Here is a 19,796-nt window from a genome sequence, read left to right on the forward strand (position 1 = left end):
CCGAACACGCCGTCCCGCACCGCCCGTGCCGAATCGCGGTGGTCTCGCTGATGCGACGTATGCGACGTACTGAATGTGCCCTGCGCACAGAACTGGCTGAGCGAACGACATGAGCTCACTGGGGAGCTGTTTCACGTGAAACCGATCGACCCGCGTCTGCTCCGGTACGCCCGGGCCACCCGCTTCTTCCTGGCGGCCGTAGTGGCGCTGGGCCTGGTCGGGGCCGCTCTGGTCATCGCCCAGGCCATGCTGGTCGCCGAGGTGGTGGTGGGCGGGTTCGAGGGCGGACTGAGCGCTGCCGCGCTCCGCACGCCACTCCTTCTGCTCGCCGCCGTCGCGCTGGGGCGGGCGTTCGTGGCCTGGCTGACCGAACTGGCCGCGTACAGGGCGAGTGCCGCGGTCAAGTCCGAACTGCGCGGTCGGCTCATGGAACAGGCCTCCGGCCTGGGGCCGGACTGGCTGAGTGGTCAGCGCACCGGATCTCTGATCGCCCTGGCCACCCGGGGCGTGGATGCCCTCGACGACTACTTCTCGCGCTATCTCCCGCAGCTCGGGCTCGCGGTCGTCGTCCCGGTGGCGGTGCTGGCTCGGATCGTCACCGAGGACTGGGTCTCCGCGGCGATCATCGTGGTGACGCTGCCGCTGATCCCGCTCTTCATGATTCTGATCGGCTGGGCCACCCAGTCCCGGATGGACCGTCAGTGGAAACTGCTCTCACGGCTCTCCGGGCACTTCCTCGACGTCGTCGCCGGGCTGCCGACGCTGAAGGTCTTCGGCCGCGCCAAGGCGCAGGCCGAATCGATCCGCAGCATCACCTCGCAATACCGCCGGGCCACGCTGAAGACGCTCCGGATCGCCTTTCTCTCTTCCTTCGCTCTGGAGCTGCTGGCCACTCTTTCCGTGGCTCTGGTCGCGGTGACGATCGGGATGCGGCTCGTCCACGGAGAGCTCGACCTCTACACCGGGCTCGTCGTCCTCATCCTGGCGCCGGAGGCCTATCTGCCGATCCGCCAGGTAGGCGCGCAGTACCACGCGGCCGCGGAGGGCCTCTCGGCCGCGGAGGAGATCTTCGCGGTGCTGGAGACAGAGCCGCCGGCCGCCGGCACCCAGGGCGTACCTCAGTCCCTGCGGCTGGAGCTGGAGAGGGTGACGGTCCGGCACCAGGGCCGGACCGAGCCGTCGCTGGACGCCGCCTCTCTCGTGGTCGAGCCGGGGGAGACCGTCGCCCTGGTCGGTCCCAGTGGGGTCGGTAAGTCCACGCTTCTCTCCGTGGTGCTGGGATTCACGGCGCCCGACGAGGGGTTCGTGCGGGTCGGCGGAACCGACCTGTCCGCCCTCTCCCCCGAACGCTGGCGGGAGCAGATCGCCTGGGTGCCCCAGCGCCCGCATCTCTTCGCGGGCACGATCGCGGAGAACGTACGTCTGGCGCGTCCGGACGCGGACGACGAGGCGGTCATGGCCGCGCTGCGGGAAGCAGGGGCGTACGCCTTCGTGGACGCGCTGCCGGACGGCGCCGCGACACCGCTGGGCGAGGACGGCGCAGGGCTCTCCGCGGGCCAGCGCCAGCGGATCGCGCTCGCCAGGGCGTTCCTCGCCGACCGGCCGCTGCTGCTGCTCGACGAGCCGACGGCGAGCCTGGACGGTGAGACGGAGGCGGGCATCGTCGACGCGGTACGGAGGCTGGCCGCGGGACGCACCGTGCTGCTGGTCGTGCACCGGCCGGCGCTGCTCTCGGTCGCGGACCGTGTGGTGGCGCTGGAGCCGGGGCCGGACAGGGTGGCTGCCGGGCTTACGCGGCCCGACGGTGGGACGGCTTCCGCAGGGTCCGCGGTCTCACGCGTGGAGGACGACGCCGGACGTCTGAGTGCGGGGGAGCCCGCGCTGCTCAAGGAGACCGCCCCCCGGGCCGGCGGACGCATGCTGGCCAGGGTCCGGGAAGCCGCCGGGCCCCAGCGCGGGAAGCTGGGGCTGGCCCTGTTGCTGGGGAGCCTCGCCGTCGGCTCGTCGGTCGGTCTCATGGCCGTTTCCGGATGGCTGATCTCACGCGCCTCCGAACAGCCCCCGGTGATGTATCTGATGGTCGCGGTCACCGCGACCCGGGCCTTCGGCATCGGCCGGGCCGTGTTCCGCTACGCGGAGCGGCTGGTGTCCCACGATGCCGTGCTGAGGATGCTGGCCGAGCTCAGGGTGGCCGTGTACGGCGGGCTGGAGCGGATCGCCCCCGCCGGCCTCCGGGCCACGCGACGAGGTGACCTGCTCTCCCGGCTGGTCTCCGACGTGGACGCGTTGCAGGACTACTGGCTGCGCTGGCTGCTGCCCGCGGGAACCGCGCTCACGGTCGGGGCGGGGTCCGTCGCCTTCACCTGCTGGATGCTGCCCGAGGCAGGCGCCGTCCTGGCCGCCGGGCTGCTCCTCGCCGGCGTCGGCGTGCCGCTGCTGAGCGGTGCCTGCGCCCGGCGCGCGGAACGCCGGCTGGCGCCCGCCCGGGCCGCACTCGCCGTACGGGTCGCCGATCTTCTCGGCGGGACGGCCGAGCTGGCGGTGGCGGGTGCGCTGCCCGCCCGTAAGGAGCAGGTGCGCACCGCGGACAGCGTCCTCACGCGGATCGCCTCGCGCGCTGCGGCCGCGACCGCACTGGGGGGCGGGCTCTCCGCCCTGATATGCGGGCTCACCGTCGTGGGCACGGCGCTCGTCGCGCTGCCCGCGGTGCTGGACGGACGGCTGGAAGGCGTGGAACTCGCCGTGGTCGTGCTCACGCCCCTGGCGGCGTTCGAGGCCGTGACCGGACTACCGCTCGCGGTGCAGTACCGCCAGCGGATCGAGCGGAGCGCGGAGCGGGTCTTCGAAGTGCTGGACGCGCCGGTACCGGTCGAGGAACCGGCTGAACCGGCCGAGGCGCCGGCTTCGCCCTTCCCCCTCGACGTACGAGGCCTGTCGGCCCGGTACGAGGGTATGGAGCGCGATGCGCTGCACTCCGTCGATCTGACGCTGCACCCCGGCAAGCGGGTCGCCGTCGTCGGCCCGTCCGGTTCGGGGAAGTCCACGCTCGCCCAAGTCCTGCTCCGCTTCCTGGAGGTCCGGGAGGGGGCGTACCGTCTCGGCGGTGTCGAGGCTTCCGCGCTGGACGGGGAGACGGTCCGGACCTTCGTAGGGCTGTGCGCCCAGGACGCCCACGTCTTCGACAGTTCCATCCGCGAGAATCTGCGGCTCGCCCGCACCGGGGCCACGGACGGCCGGCTGCGGGACGCGCTCTCCGCGGCCCGGCTGCTGGACTGGGTCCAGTCGCTTCCCGACGGTCTCGACACACTGGTGGGTGAACACGGGGCGCGGCTGTCCGGCGGCCAGCGGCAGCGGCTGGCGCTGGCCCGTGCCCTCCTCGCCGACTTCCCCGTACTCGTGCTCGACGAGCCCGCGGAACACCTCGACCTGGCGACGGCGGACGCGCTGACCGTGGACCTGCTGGCTGCCACGCAGGGGCGCACGACCGTGCTGATCACCCATCGGCTGGCGGGGCTCGACGCGGTGGACGAGGTCCTGGTGCTGGACGGGGGCCGCGTGGTCCAGCGAGGTCCGTACGCCGCCCTGGCCGCACAGGACGGCCCACTGCGGCGCATGCTGGAACGCGAGCAGGAAGCGGTGCGTACCGGGCCGGAGCAGATGCGGCCGATGGGGGCGGTGCCCGTTCGGGGCTGAGGGCGTCGAGCACAGACCATCGCCGACTTTCCGGACCGACCGGCGCTTATTAGGCTCGTGGCATGTCCCAGCCGGACCCGAAGGCCTCACCCGGAGCGGCGCAGCAGACGACCGGAACCCTGCGAGGGCTCTCCGCGGAGCTGACCGCACGTGTTCCGCAGCTGCTGGAAGCAACGAGGTCCGTCGGTACGGGTCTCGAGCTCCACTCCACCCTCGAACGCATCTGTGAGACGGCGGCCGAACTCGCCCACGCCCGGTATGCGGCCATCGGCGTCGTCGAGCGGCCCGGTGAAAGCCTCAGTGACTTCATCACCCATGGAGTGCCGGACGAGACCGCCCGGGCGATCGGCCGCCCACCCGACGGCCACACCGGTCTCCTCGGCGCACTGATCCAGGAGGGTGTGCCCATTCGGCTGGAGGATCTGGCGGCCGACCCGCGCTTCGCCGGGTTCCCGCCCGCACACCCGGAGATGCGTACGTTCCTGGGGGTCCCGATCCGGGTCCAGGGCCAGATCTTCGGCAACCTCTATGTGATGGAGAAGCACGGCGGGGGCGCGTTCGGGGACGACGAACTGCACATGCTCCGGGTGCTGGCCACGGAGGCGGGGATCGCCATCGGCCACGCGCGGACGTACGAGGCCGCCCGTCAGCGCGAACAGTGGATCGACGGCTCGGTGGCCGTCACCACCGCCCTCCTCTCGGGCGGGGACGCCGACGAGGCACTTGCCGTCGTCGCCGAACAGGCGCGCCGTCTCGCCGACGCAGCGGTCGGCATCGTGCTGCTTCCGGCCGTGGAGGGCGGTCTGGAGATCGTCGCCGTCGCCGGGGAGACGCCGTCCGCCTCCCTCGGGGTGATCATCCCGCCGCAGAGTCCCGTCGTGGCGGCGCTCCTGAGGGGCGAGGAGGTCTTTCTGGACGATCCGGCGACGGACCCACGCATGATCACCAGGCTGGCCGACCAGTTCGGCCCGCACATGCTGCTGCCCCTGCGCAGCGGGGGCCGGGTGCTCGGAGCCCTCTCCATCCCGCGGGTCCGGGGCGGCCGGCCGTTCACCCAGGCGGAACGGACGCTGGCCACTCACTTCGCCGCACAGGCCGCACTCGCCCTGAAGCTGGCGGAGACCCAGCAGGATCGGGAGAGGCTGGCCGTCTACGAGGACCGGGACCGGATCGCCCGGGACCTCCACGACCTGGTCATCCAACGCCTGTTCGCCACCGGGATCATGCTCGAGGGCGCGCAGCGGCGTTCTCCGGTCCCCGCGGTGCAAGCCGGCATCGGACGGGCCGTCGACGAACTGGATGTGACCATCCAGGAGATCCGTACCGCGATCTTCGCGTTGCAGCAGGAGCCGGCTGAGGCGCCGTCGGGGCTGCGGACCCGGGTGCTGCGGGAGATCAACATGGCCGCCGTGCCCCTGGGGTTCATGCCGGCGCACCGATTCCTGGGTCCGGTCGACGCGCTGGTGGGGGAGCTGGCCGGTAAGAACCTCATCGCTGCTCTCCGTGAGGCGCTGTCCAACACGTTCCGTCACGCGAGAGCCTCACGCGTCGACGTGAGGGTGGACGCGACCGCGGTGCTGCCCGACGGGCGGGACGCGGTACGTCTGACGGTCGCGGACGACGGGGTGGGGATCCCGGACGGCGGTCGTCGCAGCGGGCTGCGCAACCTCGCCAGGCGTGCCGAGTCGCTGGGCGGCGCGAGCTGGTTCGGGCCGGGGGCGGGGGAGGACGGCGGTGGCACCACGGTGACCTGGGAGGTACCGCTCTGACGAGGGAGGTACTGCTCTGACGACGCGGTGAGCCAGGATGCGCGGCCCCGAGGTGCGCTCCTCGAGAGCCGCCCCGGTGTGAGTTCCGAGCCGGTTGCTTCGAGGCGCGGTCCGGTGTGCGGTGGCAGCCGCCGGGGGGCTTCGGCGTGGGCAGGCGTGCGCTCCGGGCCGTCGGCTTCGGCGTGGGCAGGCGTGCGCTCCGGGCCGTGGCGTGGTCAGGCGTTGCCGCTCAGGGCCGGCGGCCTCAGCGCGCGGCGAGGATCCGTTCGATGACGACCGCGACGCCGTCCTCGTCGTTCGTGAGTGTCACGCCGGACGCGGCGGCCAGAGCGGCCGGATGTGCGTTGCCCATGGCGAACGAGGCGCCGGCCCAGCTCAGCATCTCCACGTCGTTGGGCATGTCCCCGAACGCGACCACCTCGTCCGGGGTGATCCCGCGCTCCGCGCAGCACGCTGCGAGTGTGCGGGCCTTCGAGACCCCGAGGCCACTGATCTCCAGCAGCGCGGTGGGGCTGGACCGGGTGAACGACGCGCGGTCCCCCGCGAGGCCACGGGCCAGGGCGAGGAAGGCGTCCGGGGCCAGCTCGGGGTGATGGGCGAGGACCTTCAGGACCGGCGTACCTGCGCCCGGGGCCTCCTCGTGGAGCAGCTTCTCCGCGACGGCGACCGTGGCACCCGGGTCCATGTGGAAGGGGGGGTAGGCCGGTTCGTAGTGGATGCCGGTGGCCAGTTCGACGGCGAAGGACACCCCGGGCGCGGCCTCGCGCAGGACGTCGACCACATCCAGGGCGATCGCGCGGTCCAGCGGATGGACCCCGAGCAGCCGGCCGTCGTGGAGATCGACGACCGCGGCACCGTTCGCGCAGATCGCCATGCCGTGGACCTGCACATGAGGACTCACGACCTCCATCCAACGGGCGGGCCGTCCCGTGACGAAGAAGACATCGATCCCCGCCTCCTCCGCCGCGGCCAGAGCGGCGACCGTACGGTCCGACAGGGTCTTGTCGTCGCGTAGGAGGGTGCCGTCGAGATCGGTGGCGATCAGCCGGGTCACGGCAGGCAGAGGCGAGTCGGTAGCTGAGGTCACCCCGTCATTCTTCCGTACGGAGTCGCACGTGCGTGCAGAGGGGCGCACATCTGAGAGGGCGCGTCCTTGAACTGCGGAACCTGACGCGGGCATATGCCGATGGCCCTGGAGGGCGACGCCCCAGGTCAAGGCGTCGCCCGTCGGGCCTGGAGCGGCCCGGAGCCCCTCCCGTCCCCGGCCGGAGAGGGCGGGGAGCATTCAGCCGAACTGGGCCAGGGCCTCGGTGGCGATCCGCTCGAACAGCTTGGTGTCCAGAGCGAAGCCGGAGTCCTGCACCGGCCAGTGGACGACGATCTCGGTGAACCCGAGGTCGAAGTGCGTACCCGCGAAGTCCACGAACGCGTCGAAGGACTGCAGCGGGTTGCCAGGGGTGAAGCCGGTGAGCAGGATCTTGTCCAGTGCGGAGACGTCCCGGCCCGCCTGCTCGCACGCCGTGCCGAGACGGGCGATCTGTCCGCGAAGGGCTGCCACGGACTGCTCAGCGGTCCCTGCCTCGAACAGCTTCGGATCACCCGTGGTCACCCATGCCTGGCCGTACTGTGCGGCGAGCTTCAGTCCGCGCGGCCCGGTGGCGGCAACCGCGAACGGCAGTCGGGGACGCTGTACGCAGCCCGGGATGTTCCGCGCCTCGTTCGCGACGTAGAACCGGCCTTCCCACGTCACGGAGGGCTCCCGGAGGAGCTGGTCGAGCATGGGTACGAACTCGTCGAAGTGGTCGGCACGTTCGCGCGGATTCCACGGCTCCTCGTCCTTCCCGCGCAGGGTCGTGGCGTCGAAGCCGCTGCCGCCGGCGCCGATGCCGAGCGTGATCCGCCCGTCGGAGACGTCGTCCAGAGTGATGAGGTCCTTGGCGAGCGTCACCGGGTGCCGGAAGTTGGGCGAGGTGACCAGTGTGCCGAGGCGCAGGCGGTCCGTGGCCCCGGCAGCGGCCGTCAGGGTCGGGACGGCACCGAACCACGGGCCGTCGCGGAAAGTGCGCCAGGAGAGGTGGTCGTAGGTGTACGCGGCGTGGAAGCCGAGCTCCTGCGCGCGCCTCCACACCTCTCGGCCTTCGTCGTGCCAGCGGTAGATCGGCAGGATCACAGTGCTCAGTCGCATGGGGACGACCTTACGAGAGACGATGGGCCGGCGAGCTCGCAGAGGTTCACGGTGGTCCGGAAGTGCCGGGCGGCGGTCTCCGCCGAGGGGTGTCTCCGCCAGGCGTCGTCTGCGCGGCGGTCACCCGGTGCTGTCTCCGTCGTCCCCCGGCGGAGAGGCGCACGGGAGGAACGCTGCCGGGGAGGGTGACAGTGGTTGCCGGGGCGCCTGGCCGGGCCGAGCTCCATGTCGAAGACCATCAGACAGGTGGGTTGACCGTTCTGGACGGTGAAGTACGCGGCCTCGGGCTTGAGCTGCTCGACGACCTCCTCCATCACCTTGGACATGGTCCCTTCGGACACCGAGCGGTTCGCGATCTCGGTGTCCATCTGCGCGGTGAGGACTCCGCCCGTATGCCGCCGCTGTTGGAGCCCCTGTTCCACGCGGGTTCCAAGATCGGCCTCCCGCCGGTCATGAACCTCGACGACCTGAGGGTGGGGCTCGGGGACATGAAGCGCTGACCTGCCCGGCGTGTCAGGCACGCAAGCGCAGGAAGGCCGGCGGTACGGAGTCGGTGAGCCATACCCCGTTGGCGCTCACATGGAAGAGATGGCCTGCCCGGTGCATGGCTCCCGCGTCCACGGACAGGACCACAGGGGCGCCGCGCCTTGCGCCGACACGGACCGCTGTCTCGCGGTCGGGTGAGAGATGGACATGGTGGCGGTCCATCGGCCGAAGCCCTTCGGCGCGGATGGAGTCGAGCACGCGTGCCACCGTGCCGTGATAGAGGTACGCAGGCGGTTCGGCCGGGGGAAGGCCGAGGTCGACGGTGACGGAGTGGCCTTGGTTCGCCCGGATGCGGTCGTCGGCCACGGCGAAGCGCTGCTTGTCACTGACCGCCACGACGTGTTCGAGCTCCTCCCGGGTGAGGGCGAAGCCGTGCTGGGCGCAGGCCCGCAGCAGTTCGTCGACGGCCACCCAGCCGTGGGCGTCCAGACTGATTCCGATCCGGCCGGGTTCGTGTCGCAGATGCTTCGACAGATACTTGGACACCTTGACGGTGCGTCGTTCGTCCATCCCGTCAGAGTGCCCGCGTCGCGTCTCACGGCGCACCTCGATTTCACCCGACGTTCGCGGCATCGGTTGCCGTGACCAGGTTTGATCCACAGCTAACTAGCTTTATCCACAGGGAATTTGGCGTCTCTGTGGACAAGTGCAAGGGCAAAAGGGAGAGTTGTGCAACTACGCCCGATTGCAGGCTATATGTGCGTTTCTGGGCGCTTTGTGAAACAACTCGACTGCGGCCAGGCTCGAATAACGAACCACGCGCCGTCGTCGCCGAGTTGGGTCCCGCCCGTGGCGCGCCAGCTCAACCCGGCGTCCGGCGGGCGCCGTTGCGGCGCCGTCGCCCGAACTCGTCGATCAGCTCACAGGGGTGGCTTCACCCGGGCGATGCCTCGCAGGAGGCGAGGGCTGATTCGTGACAGCAGCCGTACGCCGCGGGCCTCGGGTGTAACCGGCACCACCGCCCGGTTGTGCACCACTGCATCGAGAATCGCCCTAGCGACCTTCTCCGCCGGGTAGTTGCGGAGGGAGTACAGCCGGGTCGTGCGCTTTCGGAGGCGCTCCTCCTCCGCCTCGTCGGCTCCGGCGAAGTGGGCGGTTCCGGTGATGGCGGTGTTGATGAAGCCCGGGCAGACGGCGCTGACCCCGATCGACCGGTCGGCCAGTTCCGCCCGCAGACACTCGCTGAGCATCAGTACCGCCGCCTTGGACGTGCTGTAGGCGGGCAGCGCGCGGGAAGGCTGATAGGCCGCCGCCGAAGCGACGTTGACGATGTGGCCACCCTGCCCCCGGTCAGCCATCTGCCTGCCGAAGATCCGGCAGCCGTGGATGACTCCCCAGAGATTCACGTCGAGGACCCTGTGCCAGTCCTCGCTCGTCGTGTCGAGGAACGAACCCGCCAGTCCGATGCCGGCGTTGTTCACCAGTACGTCCACGACGCCGAGTTCGGCGGCGACCTTCTCGGCGAGCTTCTCCATCGCCTGCTCGTCCCCGACGTCCACCACCTCTCCCCGAGCGACGGGGGCGCCGAGAGACCGCGCCGTCTCCGCCGTCCGGGCAACACCTTCCGCGTCCCGGTCCACGGCCACCACCCGCGCGCCCGCCTGGGCGAACGACAGGGCCGTGGCTCGCCCGATTCCCGCAGCCGCTCCCGTCACGAGGACCAACTGGCCGCCGAAACGGTGCGCATGGGGACCCGTGGGCGCCTTGACGGGTGCGCCGGCCGCAGCGGAATCCTCCGGGTGCCCGTCTTCCACACCGCCGACGAAGTCGTCGATCCAGGCGGACAGCTGGTCCGGCCTGGTGCGAGGCACCCAGTGCTTCGCCGGCAGGGTGCGGCGCACCAACTGGGGTGCCCACGTGTCCAGTTCGTCGTGGAGCGACGGTGAGAGGAAGGCGTCACCGGTCGGAGTGATCAGCTGGACCGGGACATGTGCGTACGCGTCCGGACGCGGACGTCGCAGGCGCGACCGGACGTTGTCACGGTAGAGCCAGGCTCCGTGCGCCGCGTCCTGGGGGAGCGACTTCGTCGGATACCCGTCCGTGGGCACCTTCTCCATCCGCTGCAGGATCCGCGGCCACTGCCTGCCCAGCGCCCCGCGCCAGGCCATCTCGGGCAGAACCGGCGTGTGCAGCGCGTACACGTACCAGGATTTCGCACCCTGGCCGAGCAACTGCCCCACCCGGCGAGGGCTCGGGTCGGACAGCCGTCGCTTGATCCAGTGCCCGAAGTGGTCGAGGGAGGGGCCGGACATCGAGGTGAACGACGCGATACGGCCCTTGGTCCGGTCCACCGTCGCGAATTCCCACGACTGGACCGAACCCCAGTCATGGCCGACGACATGCACCGGCCGGTCCGGACTCACGGTGTCCGCGACGGCCAGGAAGTCATCGGTGAGTTTTTCCAGTGTGAAGCCACCGCGCAGCGGCTGGGGCGCCGTCGACCTGCCGTGCCCCCGCACGTCGTAGAACACCACATGCCACCGCTCCGCCAGCCGTCCCGCGACCTCGGACCAGACCTCCTTGCTGTCCGGGTAGCCGTGCACCAGCATGACCGTCGGCTTCGACGGGTCACCGGACTCGGCGACACACAGCTCGATCCCGCCCGTCCGCACCCAGCGCTCACGCACGCCTCGTGGTTCCACGCCGCCTCCTCGTCCAGTGCCCGACGTCGCGGAACGCGCCCGTAACGTGACACCGCTGAATGTGGCAACCGTCGGACGGTCGCGTCAAGGGATGCCCCGAACCTGTGGACGACACCGTGTGGACAAGCCGGAGCCGTGCGGTGCGGGCAACCGGTCGGCATCCCGCGCACACCGTCAGCCGTCGCCTCCCCCTGCTCTCCCCCTGCCCCCCTCCCTGCCCAGCGGCCTTCAGCCGTTCCCGCTCCCGGTGCCCCGTGCGTCACTCTCCTCCTTCGTGGGGTCCCCCTACGGGTCCGTACGCCTGGAGTCGGACGCAGATACAGCCGCCAGGTCTGACGACTCCTGTGGCGCGGACCACTACCTTCGAACACGTGACTGTGATCGCAACCGAAAGCCTGAGCAAGCGGTTCCCGAGGGTGACCGCGCTTGACCGGCTCTCCTTGGACATCGGACCGGGCGTAACCGGCCTGGTGGGTTCCAACGGGGCCGGCAAGTCCACACTGATCAAGATCCTGCTGGGTCTGTCCCCCGCCACCGAAGGCCGGGCCGCGGTGCTCGGGCTCGACGTCGCCACCGAGGGCGCCGCCATCCGGGAGCGGGTCGGGTACATGCCCGAGCACGACTGCCTGCCCCCCGACGTCTCGGCGACCGAGTTCGTCGTCCACATGGCGCGGATGTCCGGGCTCCCGCCCACCGCGGCGCGCGAGCGCACCGCGGACACCCTGCGACACGTGGGCCTGTACGAGGAGCGCTACCGCCCCATCGGCGGCTACTCGACCGGTATGAAGCAGCGGGTGAAACTGGCCCAGGCGCTGGTCCACGACCCGAAGCTGGTCCTCCTCGACGAGCCGACCAACGGCCTGGACCCCGTCGGCCGCGACGAGATGCTCGGTCTGATCCGCCGTGTCCACACCGACTTCGGCATCTCGGTGCTGGTCACCTCGCACCTCCTCGGAGAACTCGAGCGGACCTGTGACCACGTCGTCGTCATCGACGGCGGTGCGCTGCTGCGCTCCAGCTCCACCAGCGACTTCACCCGGACCACCACGACGCTGGCGGTCGAGGTCACCGACAGCGACGCCCACCCGGACGGCACGGACGCTCTGCGCAGGGCCCTCACCGGGGCGGGGATCAAGCTCGTCGGACACGACGGCCTCGACGCCGAGGGGCTGCCGGGCGCCGGCCACATCCTCCTGGTGGAGGCTACGGGCGAGGAGACGTACGACGTGGTCCGCGACAGCGTCGCCGGCCTCGGGCTGGGTCTCATCCGGATGGAACAGCGGCGCCACCACATCGCCGAGGTCTTCCGCACCGAAGAGGCACCGCGGGCGGCCGTGGCCGCGACAGCGGGTGCCGGAGAGCAGAAGGGGAGCGGTCGCGATGAGCACTGAGACCGGGACCGCGGCCGGGAGCGAAACCTCCCGGATCCACAACATCGGATACCGCTCCTACGACGGGGCCCGCCTGGGCCGGGCCTATGCCCGCCGGTCGCTGTACTCGCAGTCCCTGCGGGGTTCGTTCGGGCTGGGCAGGTCCGCCAAGTCCAAGGTGCTGCCGATGCTTCTGTGCGGAGTGATGTGCCTGGTGGCGCTGATCCTCGTCGCGGTCGCCATCGCCACGCCCAACATGACGAAGCTCCCCATCAGGTACACGGACTTCGCGATCTACCTGCAGGCCGTGATCGGACTCTTCATCGCGTCCCAGGCGCCTCAGTCGGTGTCGAGGGACCTCCGGTTCAAGAGCGTGCCGCTGTACTTCTCGCGGCCGATCGAGCGCGTCGACTACGTACTCGCCAAGTTCGCCGCCATGGCGTCGGCCCTGCTCATCCTCACCGGGCTGCCCCTCGTCATCCTCTACGTGGGTGCGCTGCTGGCCAAGTTCGATCTCGCCGATCAGACCGAGGGCTTCGGACAGGGGATGGTCTCGGTGGCACTGCTCTCCGTGCTGTTCGCCGGTCTCGGACTGGTGGTCGCCGCCCTGACACCGCGCCGGGGCTTCGGAGTCGCCGCCGTGATCGCCGTACTGACCATCACGTACGGCGCGGTCTCCACCGTCCAGGCCATCGCCTGGGACACCGGTTCGGCCGGTGCCGTCACCTGGCTCGGACTGTTCTCGCCCATCACGTTGATCGACGGGGTGCAGACGGCCTTCCTCGGCGCCTCATCCGCCTTCCCCGGCGGTGAAGGGCCCGGAGCCGCCGCCGGTGTGGTCTATCTGATCGTTGTCCTCGCGCTCGTCGCCGGCTCGTACGCCGTCCTGATGCGCCGCTACCGGAGGGTCGGGCTGTGACCACCATCGAGATCGACCACACCTCCCGCTGGTTCGGCAACGTGGTCGCCGTCAACGACGTGAGCATGACCGTGGGCCCCGGAGTGACCGGGCTGCTCGGCCCCAACGGAGCCGGGAAGTCCACGCTGATCAACATGATGGCCGGATTCCTGGAGCCCTCGACCGGCAAGGTGACGCTCGACGGCACACAGATCTGGCGCAACGAGACGGTCTACAAGTCGATCGGGATCGTGCCGGAGCGGGAGGGGATGTACGACTTCCTGACCGGCCGCGAGTTCGTCGTCGCCAACGCCGAGCTGCACGGGCTCGGCGACGCGGCCGCGCACAAGGCGCTGGCCACGGTCGAGATGGAGTACGCGCAGGACCGCAAGATCTCGACGTACAGCAAGGGCATGCGCCAGCGCGTGAAGATGGCGTCCGCGCTGGTCCACGACCCGTCGGTGCTGCTCCTCGACGAGCCGTTCAACGGCATGGACCCGCGTCAGCGGATGCAGCTGATGGAGCTGTTGCGACGGATGGGTGCGGAGGGCCGCACGGTGCTCTTCTCCTCCCACATCCTGGAGGAGGTCGAGCAGCTCGCCTCGCACATCGAGGTGATCGTGGCGGGCCGCCACGCCGCGTCCGGTGACTTCCGGAAGATCCGCCGGCTGATGACGGACCGGCCGCACCGCTACCTCGTCCGTTCCAGCGACGACCGTGCCCTCGCGGCCGCGCTCATCGCGGACCCCTCGACTGCGGGGATCGAGGTGGACGTGACGGAGAAGGCCCTGCGCATCCAGGCGGTCGACTTCGGGCGGTTCACGACGCTGCTGCCGAAGGTCGCGCGCGAGAACGGCATCCGGCTGCTCACCGTCTCCCCGTCCGACGAGTCCCTCGAATCGGTCTTTTCCTATCTCGTAGCGGCCTGAGTAGTGGCCTGAAAGGAGCTGTGAAGCGTCATGTACGACCCCACAGTCGCCCGGCTCACCTACCGGGCCCTGCTCGGCCGGCGCCGGGCCGCCATCCTGTTCGTCCTGCCGGTCCTCCTGGTGGCCATCGCCGTGGCGGTACGGGCGTTCGCCGGAGCCGATGACGGCGTCGCCTCCGGCGTGCTGGGCGGTTTCGCCATCGCCACGATGGTCCCGCTCATCGGGGTCATCGCGGGGACGGGTGCCATCGGACCGGAGATCGACGACGGCTCGATCGTCTACCTGCTGGCCAAGCCGGTGAAGCGGCCCACGATCATCTTCACCAAGCTGATCGTCGCCGTCGCCGTGACGATGCTGTTCTCGGCGCTGCCCACGTTCGTCGCGGGCCTGATCCTCAACGGCAACGGCGGGCAGATCGCCGTGGCCTACACGATCGCGGCGCTGGTCGCCTCGATCGCGTACAGCGCTCTGTTCCTGCTGCTCGGCACGGTCAGCCGGCACGCCGTGGTCTTCGGCCTCGTGTACGCCCTGGTGTGGGAGGCGCTCTTCGGCAGCCTGGTCCCGGGAGCCCGGACGCTCAGCGTGCAGCAGTGGTCCCTCTCGGTCGCCGAGAAGGTCGCAGGGGACGGAGTGGTCACCTCGGACGTGGGCCTGCCGCTCGCGACCGTCCTGCTGATCGGCGTCACGGTCGCGGCGACGTGGTACGCGGGTCAGAAGCTGCGGGCGCTGAAGCTCGCCGGCGAGGAGTGAGACCGGCCGCCGTGTACCCCCTGCAACCCCCGCCCACCGGGCGGGGGTTGTTCCGTGTGCGGCGGGCGGATCGCGTGACTGTACGGTTGTCGGCTCGTTGTACAGGGCGCGTGGAGGCAACTGGAATCCGTGGCGTCGAGCTTTCGTGAATGCGGGGAATGCCGGCAGCGGTGAGGCGATCGCCCGCCCGACCGGTCATCGAGTAGTGGCAACCGTGAGCGACCTCCGCCCTCGCAGCCCGGGGACAGGGCTCTCCTTGCCATTCCCCGTACGAGAGGCACACCCATGCCCACGGAAGTCGCCCTGCTCGAATCCCAAGCCCTCCGGGTCGAACAGATGGGGCGCGTCGAAGTCCTCGACAAGGTCAAGAGCCTTGTCATGCTCCCGGATGGAATTCACCTTCGCACAGAGGAAGTGGCTCGCTACTTCGAAGTATCCACAATCTCTGTCAGGAGGCTGACGGACCGGCACCAGAAGGAGCTGGTCAGCAACGGCATGAGGGTGCTGCGAGGTGCTGAGCTGCACTCCTTCCAGAGCGACATGGTGTCGCGATGGGAGGGCGAGGGGGCGGGAAGTTATCCACAGGCAGCCACGCAGCTCCGGCTCTACACCCGCAGGACCGTGCTCAACGTCGCCTTGCTTCTTCGCGACAGCGACATCGCGCGCAGCGTCCGGACCCACCTGCTCGACGCGGAGGAGGACCTCAGGGCCTCCTACGTCTCGCTGGACCGGCGCGTCACCCGCATCGAGGGCTGCCACGCCGGCGTGGGAAGCGCGCTCCAGGAGCTCGGCCCCGTGCTCGGCCGGATGTCGCAGCGGCTCGACTCCCTCGACCGGAAACTCGATGTCACGCATCAGGTCGTCGGTGCCATCAGCACCCGGCTCACCGACGTATCCCATGACGTCATCCGCCTCGATGCCCGCATGGACGACCTCGCGCACCGGCTGAGGGATCTGGGCCGCCGCGCGAGCGGCTGACCTCCGTCCGGGGGCCACCGGAAAACGGGTGGCCCCCGGACGCCGGTCTCGGGCACAGTGAGGGGGACGGTGCGGGAAGGCGCCGTTTCACAGACCGGGAGAGGAGTGCGGCGATGACCAGGAGTCCGAGTCCGTCGTGTTCCCGACAGGGCGGTCCGCAGCCGGCACCGCGGTAGCTTCATCAGCTGCCCGCAGTCGCCCGCGGCAGGACCCCCGGGTGGCCCTTCGCGCGTCGCGCGCGGCCACCCCCCCCCGGAGGATTGGCCGAGTGGTAAGGCAGCGGCTTGCTAAGCCGTCGTCGGGGCACATCCCCGCGCGCGTTCGATCCGCGCATCCTCCGCCGGAGCTCTAAGAACCGGCCCGCTCAGGCTCGTGTGGGCGTCCGGAGCAGCTCCTCCAGTACCACCGCGATGCCGTCGTGCTCGTTCGACGCGGTGATCTCGTGCGCCACGGCCTTCAGCTCGTCGTGCGCGTTGGCCATGGCGACGCCGTGCTCCGCCCAGCCGAACATGGGGATGTCGTTCGGCATGTCACCGAACGCCAGCGTGTCCGCCGCCTTGAGTCCCAGACGGCGCGCGGCGAGTGAGAGCCCGGTGGCCTTGCTCAGTCCCAGGGGCAGGATCTCCACCACACCAGGGCCTGCCATGACCACGTTCACCAGGCTGCCTACGGCCTGCCGGGCGGCCTCGGTAAGGGCGTCGTCGTCGAGCTCGGGGTGCTGTATGTAGACCTTGTTCAGGGGAGCGGTCCACATCTCGGCGGGGTCGCTCATGTAGAGGGCGGGAAGCGGACCCTCCTGCACCTGGTAACCGGGCCCGACCAGCACCTCGCCCTCGAGCCCGTCACGGCTCGCCGCCAGGGCCAGCGGGCCGACCTCCGCCTCGATCTTGGACAGCGCCAGCCCTGCGAGCTGCCGGTCCAGAGTGAGGGAGGTCAGCAGCTTGTGCTCGCCCGCGTGGTAGACCTGCGCACCCTGACCGCACACCGCGAGGCCTTCGTAACCCAGGTCGTCCAGGATGTGCCGGGTCCACGGCACCGCACGACCGGTGACGACGATGTGCGCGGCGCCGGCCGCGGTCACCGCGGCCAGCGCCTCCTTCGTGCGGTCCGAGACCGTGTGGTCGTCGCGCAGCAGGGTGCCGTCGAGATCGGTCGCGACGAGCTTGTAGGAGAACGTCACTTGGAGACCGGCTCCAGAAGCTCGCGCCCGCCCAGGTACGGACGGAGAACCTCAGGCACCCGCACCGAGCCGTCGGGCAGCTGGTGGTTCTCCAGGATCGCCACGATCGTGCGCGGTACGGCGCAGAGCGTGCCGTTCAGCGTGGCCAGCGGCTGGACCTTCTTGCCGTCCCGCATGCGGACGGAGAGCCTGCGCGCCTGGAAGCCGTCGCAGTTCGACGCGGAGGTCAGCTCGCGGTACTTGCCCTGGGTCGGGATCCACGCCTCGCAGTCGAACTTCCGCGAGGCCGAGGACCCCAGGTCACCGGTCGCGACGTCGATCACCTGGAACGGCAGCTCAAGGCCGGTGAGCCACTGCTTCTCCCAGTCCAGGAGCCTGCGGTGCTCGGCCTCGGCGTCCGCCGGGTCGACGTACGAGAACATCTCGACCTTGTCGAACTGGTGGACCCGGAAGATGCCCCGGGTGTCCTTGCCGTACGTGCCCGCCTCACGGCGGAAGCAGGGCGAGAAGCCCGCGTACCGCAGCGGCAGCTTGTCGGCGTCGATGATCTCGTCCATGTGGTACGCCGCGAGGGGCACCTCCGACGTGCCGACCAGGTAGTAGTCGTCCTTCTCCAGGTGGTACACGTTCTCCGCGGCCTGGCCGAGGAATCCCGTGCCCTCCATGGCGCGTGGACGTACCAGCGCGGGGGTCAGCATGGGGACGAAGCCGGCTTCGGTGGCCTGCGCGATCGCAGCGTTGACCAGCGCCAGCTCGAGCAGCGCGCCGACGCCGGTCAGGTAGTAGAAGCGCGATCCGGACACCTTGGCGCCGCGCTCCATGTCGATGGCGCCCAGCGCCTCGCCGAGCTCCAGGTGGTCCTTCGGCTCGAAGCCCTCCGCGCCGAAGTCACGGATCGTGCCGTGCGTCTCGAGGACGACGAAGTCCTCCTCGCCACCGACCGGCACATCCTCGTGGACGATGTTGCCGAGGAGCAGCAGCAGCCGCTTGGCCTCGGCGTCGGCCTCGTCCTGTGCGGCGTCCGCCGCCCTGACCTCGGCCTTCAGCCGGTCGGCCTTCTGGAGGAGCTCGGCACGCTCCTCGGGGGTGGCCTTCGGGATCAGCTTTCCGAGTGACTTCTGCTCGGAACGGAGTTCGTCGAAGCGGACGCCGGACGACCTGCGTAGCTCATCGGCGGAGAGCAGGGCGTCGACGAGCGCGACGTCCTCTCCACGGGCGCGCTGGGAGGCGCGAACACGGTCGGGGTCCTCACGAAGCAGGCGAAGGTCAATCACCCCTCAAGGCTACCGGTGCGCGGATCCGCTACTCGAACCGATATTGCCGAGCGTGGCGCTTTGCCCGAATTGCCGGAATCAATAAGTCTGGGGAGAATCGCCGTCCGGCCGGAGGGCGGGGAACGTCGCCGAATGGGTCCATCGCCTCGAAAAAGGGGTGAGTGCTCCGGATCTCCGGGCGCATCGCCGGTCCGTGTGCGGCGAGTTGGGGAGCCGGGAGGGGGGTGCGTTGTCCACAGGATGCGGTCGATCCAATTAGTTATCCACAGGCTGTGAAGAAGATCTGTGGATGCCGGAGGAGATCGTTCCGAAAGCGACATGACGGGACAGGGATTCGCGACTCAAACCTGACCTGTGCACTCATTCGGGTGGGTATTCCGCACCTCGATGAGTTGATCAACGTAATTGGAGGGACATGGGGGAGCTGTGACTTCACGGGCGATCCACGGACACTGGGGTGATTTGTCGACCATGTCGCATTGCGGTGTCGACTTGTCCCCAGGCCACAGGGGTGCCCTGTGGATAACTTTTGCGCGAGGCGAGGATCCGCAGGGGAGCGTGGGCCGGAAGCGGTCCGGTCTTCGCCCGCAGGGATCAGACCCTGCCGTCCTGACTGCGGGCGAGCCAGTCGGACGCCTCGGTGAAGTCCGTGTCCGACGTCCCGATGCGCAGGGCGCTCACCTCTTCGGGCGTCACCCCTGCGCGAGGATACGAACCGAGGAACCGCACGTTCGGGCAGATCCGCTTCAGCCCCATCAGCGCCTCGCCGACCCGGCGGTCCGCGATGTGCCCCTCCGCGTCCACGGCGAAGCAGTAGTTCCCGATGCCCTCCCCGGTGGGCCTGGACTGGATCAGCATCAGGTTCACCCCGCGGACGGCGAACTCCTGGAGCAGTTCGAGGAGGGCGCCCGGACGGTCGTCGCCGAGCCAGATGACCACGGAGGTCTTGTCGGCTCCCGTAGGCGCGGACGGCCTGGCCGGGCGCCCCACCAGCACGAACCGGGTCTGGGCGTTCTCCGCGTCGTGGATCTCCGTCACGAGCGGTTCCAGCCCGTAGGTCGCCGCCGCGAACTCACCGGCGAAGGCGGCGTCGTAGCGCCCTTCCTGGACCAGCCGGGCACCGTCGGCGTTCGAGGCTGCGGACTCCCACACCGTGTTGGGCAGGTTGGCCGCCATCCAGTTGCGTACCTGAGGTTGCGCGGCCGGGTGGGCGGTGACGGTCTTGATGTCCGACAGCTTCGTCCCGGGCCGCACCAGCAGCGCGAAGGTGATGGAGAGCAGCACCTCACGATAGATCATCAGCGGAGCGCCGGTCGTCAGCTCGTCGAGCGTCGCGGTGATTCCGCCCTCCACGGAGTTCTCGATGGGGACGAGGGCCGCCGCGGCCTCCCCGTTGCGCACCGCGTCCAGCGCGGCCGGCACCGAGACCATCGGGACGAGTTCGCGGGTGGCGGCTTCGGGGAGAGTGCGGAGGGCCACCTCGGTGAAGGTGCCTTCGGGACCGAGGTAGGCGTAGCGCGTGGCTGACATACGGTCACCCTAATGGGCCGACGGGCGGGCCTGTGTGCCTCACGCCTGCTGA

Annotated in this window: 15 protein-coding genes and 1 tRNA gene; 8 read left to right on the top strand and 8 right to left on the bottom strand. The window is 70.0% G+C overall.

From position 1 onward, the window contains the following. Window positions 1-135 precede the first annotated feature (135 nt). Together cydD and OO67_RS02055 are read left to right on the top strand one after the other, a co-directional pair. Window positions 136-3,693 carry a thiol reductant ABC exporter subunit CydD gene (cydD, locus tag OO67_RS02050; protein WP_051709073.1) on the top strand — a complete coding sequence of 1,186 codons (3,558 nt, stop codon included), beginning with the start codon at window positions 136-138 and terminating at the stop codon, window positions 3,691-3,693. A 62-nt stretch (window positions 3,694-3,755) separates the two neighbouring features. Beyond that, on the top strand, window positions 3,756-5,462 hold the full coding sequence (locus OO67_RS02055) for a sensor histidine kinase (RefSeq protein WP_033296810.1): 1,707 nt from the start codon (window positions 3,756-3,758) through the stop codon (window positions 5,460-5,462). Between the two features lie 244 nt (window positions 5,463-5,706). Here the strand turns inward: OO67_RS02055 and OO67_RS02060 are convergent, their stop codons facing one another. From OO67_RS02060 to OO67_RS02080, 5 genes are all read right to left on the bottom strand, one after another. Further along, entirely contained in the window at window positions 5,707-6,549 is an 843-nt protein-coding gene (locus OO67_RS02060) for a Cof-type HAD-IIB family hydrolase (RefSeq protein ID WP_033296811.1), read from the bottom strand. 198 nt (window positions 6,550-6,747) lie between these two features. Further along, on the bottom strand, window positions 6,748-7,647 hold the full coding sequence (locus OO67_RS02065) for an LLM class flavin-dependent oxidoreductase (protein WP_033296812.1): 900 nt from the start codon (window positions 7,645-7,647) through the stop codon (window positions 6,748-6,750). Next, complete coding sequence (locus OO67_RS02070; RefSeq protein ID WP_033296813.1) at window positions 7,638-8,015, bottom strand: hypothetical protein; 378 nt, start codon at window positions 8,013-8,015, stop codon at window positions 7,638-7,640. Before OO67_RS02070 ends, OO67_RS02065 begins: the two co-directional genes overlap by 10 nt. A 145-nt stretch (window positions 8,016-8,160) precedes the next feature. Beyond that, window positions 8,161-8,703: an RNA 2'-phosphotransferase gene (locus OO67_RS02075; protein ID WP_033296814.1), complete on the bottom strand. Its 543-nt coding sequence runs from the start codon at window positions 8,701-8,703 to the stop codon at window positions 8,161-8,163. A 350-nt stretch (window positions 8,704-9,053) separates the two neighbouring features. Continuing rightward, window positions 9,054-10,835: an SDR family oxidoreductase gene (locus tag OO67_RS02080; RefSeq protein ID WP_033296815.1), complete on the bottom strand. Its 1,782-nt coding sequence runs from the start codon at window positions 10,833-10,835 to the stop codon at window positions 9,054-9,056. Window positions 10,836-11,212: 377 nt separating this feature from the next. On the opposite strand from OO67_RS02080, the gene OO67_RS02085 reads away from it, so the two are divergent. The 6 genes from OO67_RS02085 (at window position 11,213) to OO67_RS02110 (ending at window position 16,100) form a co-directional block, all read left to right on the top strand. After that, on the top strand, window positions 11,213-12,226 hold the full coding sequence (locus OO67_RS02085; RefSeq protein WP_033297013.1) for an ABC transporter ATP-binding protein: 1,014 nt from the start codon (window positions 11,213-11,215) through the stop codon (window positions 12,224-12,226). After that, window positions 12,216-13,124, top strand: coding sequence for an ABC transporter permease (locus tag OO67_RS02090; RefSeq protein WP_033296816.1), 909 nt, complete (start codon window positions 12,216-12,218; stop codon window positions 13,122-13,124). The genes OO67_RS02085 and OO67_RS02090 overlap by 11 nt, the downstream gene beginning before the upstream one ends. Continuing rightward, window positions 13,121-14,032 carry an ABC transporter ATP-binding protein gene (locus OO67_RS02095; protein WP_033296817.1) on the top strand — a complete coding sequence of 304 codons (912 nt, stop codon included), beginning with the start codon at window positions 13,121-13,123 and terminating at the stop codon, window positions 14,030-14,032. The genes OO67_RS02090 and OO67_RS02095 overlap by 4 nt, the downstream gene beginning before the upstream one ends. Before the next feature lie 30 nt (window positions 14,033-14,062). Further along, the gene (locus OO67_RS02100) at window positions 14,063-14,782 is read left to right on the top strand and encodes an ABC transporter permease (RefSeq protein WP_033296818.1); all 720 of its coding nucleotides are present in this window, start codon (window positions 14,063-14,065) and stop codon (window positions 14,780-14,782) included. Window positions 14,783-15,067: 285 nt separating this feature from the next. After that, window positions 15,068-15,760 carry a hypothetical protein gene (locus OO67_RS02105; RefSeq protein WP_033296819.1) on the top strand — a complete coding sequence of 231 codons (693 nt, stop codon included), beginning with the start codon at window positions 15,068-15,070 and terminating at the stop codon, window positions 15,758-15,760. 254 nt (window positions 15,761-16,014) lie between these two features. Further along, window positions 16,015-16,100: transfer RNA gene (locus OO67_RS02110), tRNA-Ser, on the top strand. A gap of 24 nt (window positions 16,101-16,124) precedes the next feature. Here OO67_RS02110 and OO67_RS02115 read toward each other — a convergent pair. The 3 genes from OO67_RS02115 to pheA form a co-directional block, all read right to left on the bottom strand. Next, window positions 16,125-16,940: an HAD family hydrolase gene (locus OO67_RS02115; RefSeq protein WP_033296820.1), complete on the bottom strand. Its 816-nt coding sequence runs from the start codon at window positions 16,938-16,940 to the stop codon at window positions 16,125-16,127. Then, window positions 16,937-18,214, bottom strand: a complete 1,278-nt coding sequence (gene serS, locus OO67_RS02120; protein ID WP_033296821.1) for a serine--tRNA ligase — start codon at window positions 18,212-18,214, stop codon at window positions 16,937-16,939. Before serS ends, OO67_RS02115 begins: the two co-directional genes overlap by 4 nt. A 594-nt stretch (window positions 18,215-18,808) precedes the next feature. Then, window positions 18,809-19,744, bottom strand: coding sequence for a prephenate dehydratase (gene pheA / locus OO67_RS02125; RefSeq protein ID WP_033296822.1), 936 nt, complete (start codon window positions 19,742-19,744; stop codon window positions 18,809-18,811). Window positions 19,745-19,796 lie beyond the last annotated feature (52 nt).

Origin of the sequence: Streptomyces atroolivaceus, from assembly GCF_000717025.1 — a bacterium.
GTDB lineage: Bacteria > Actinomycetota > Actinomycetes > Streptomycetales > Streptomycetaceae > Streptomyces > Streptomyces atroolivaceus.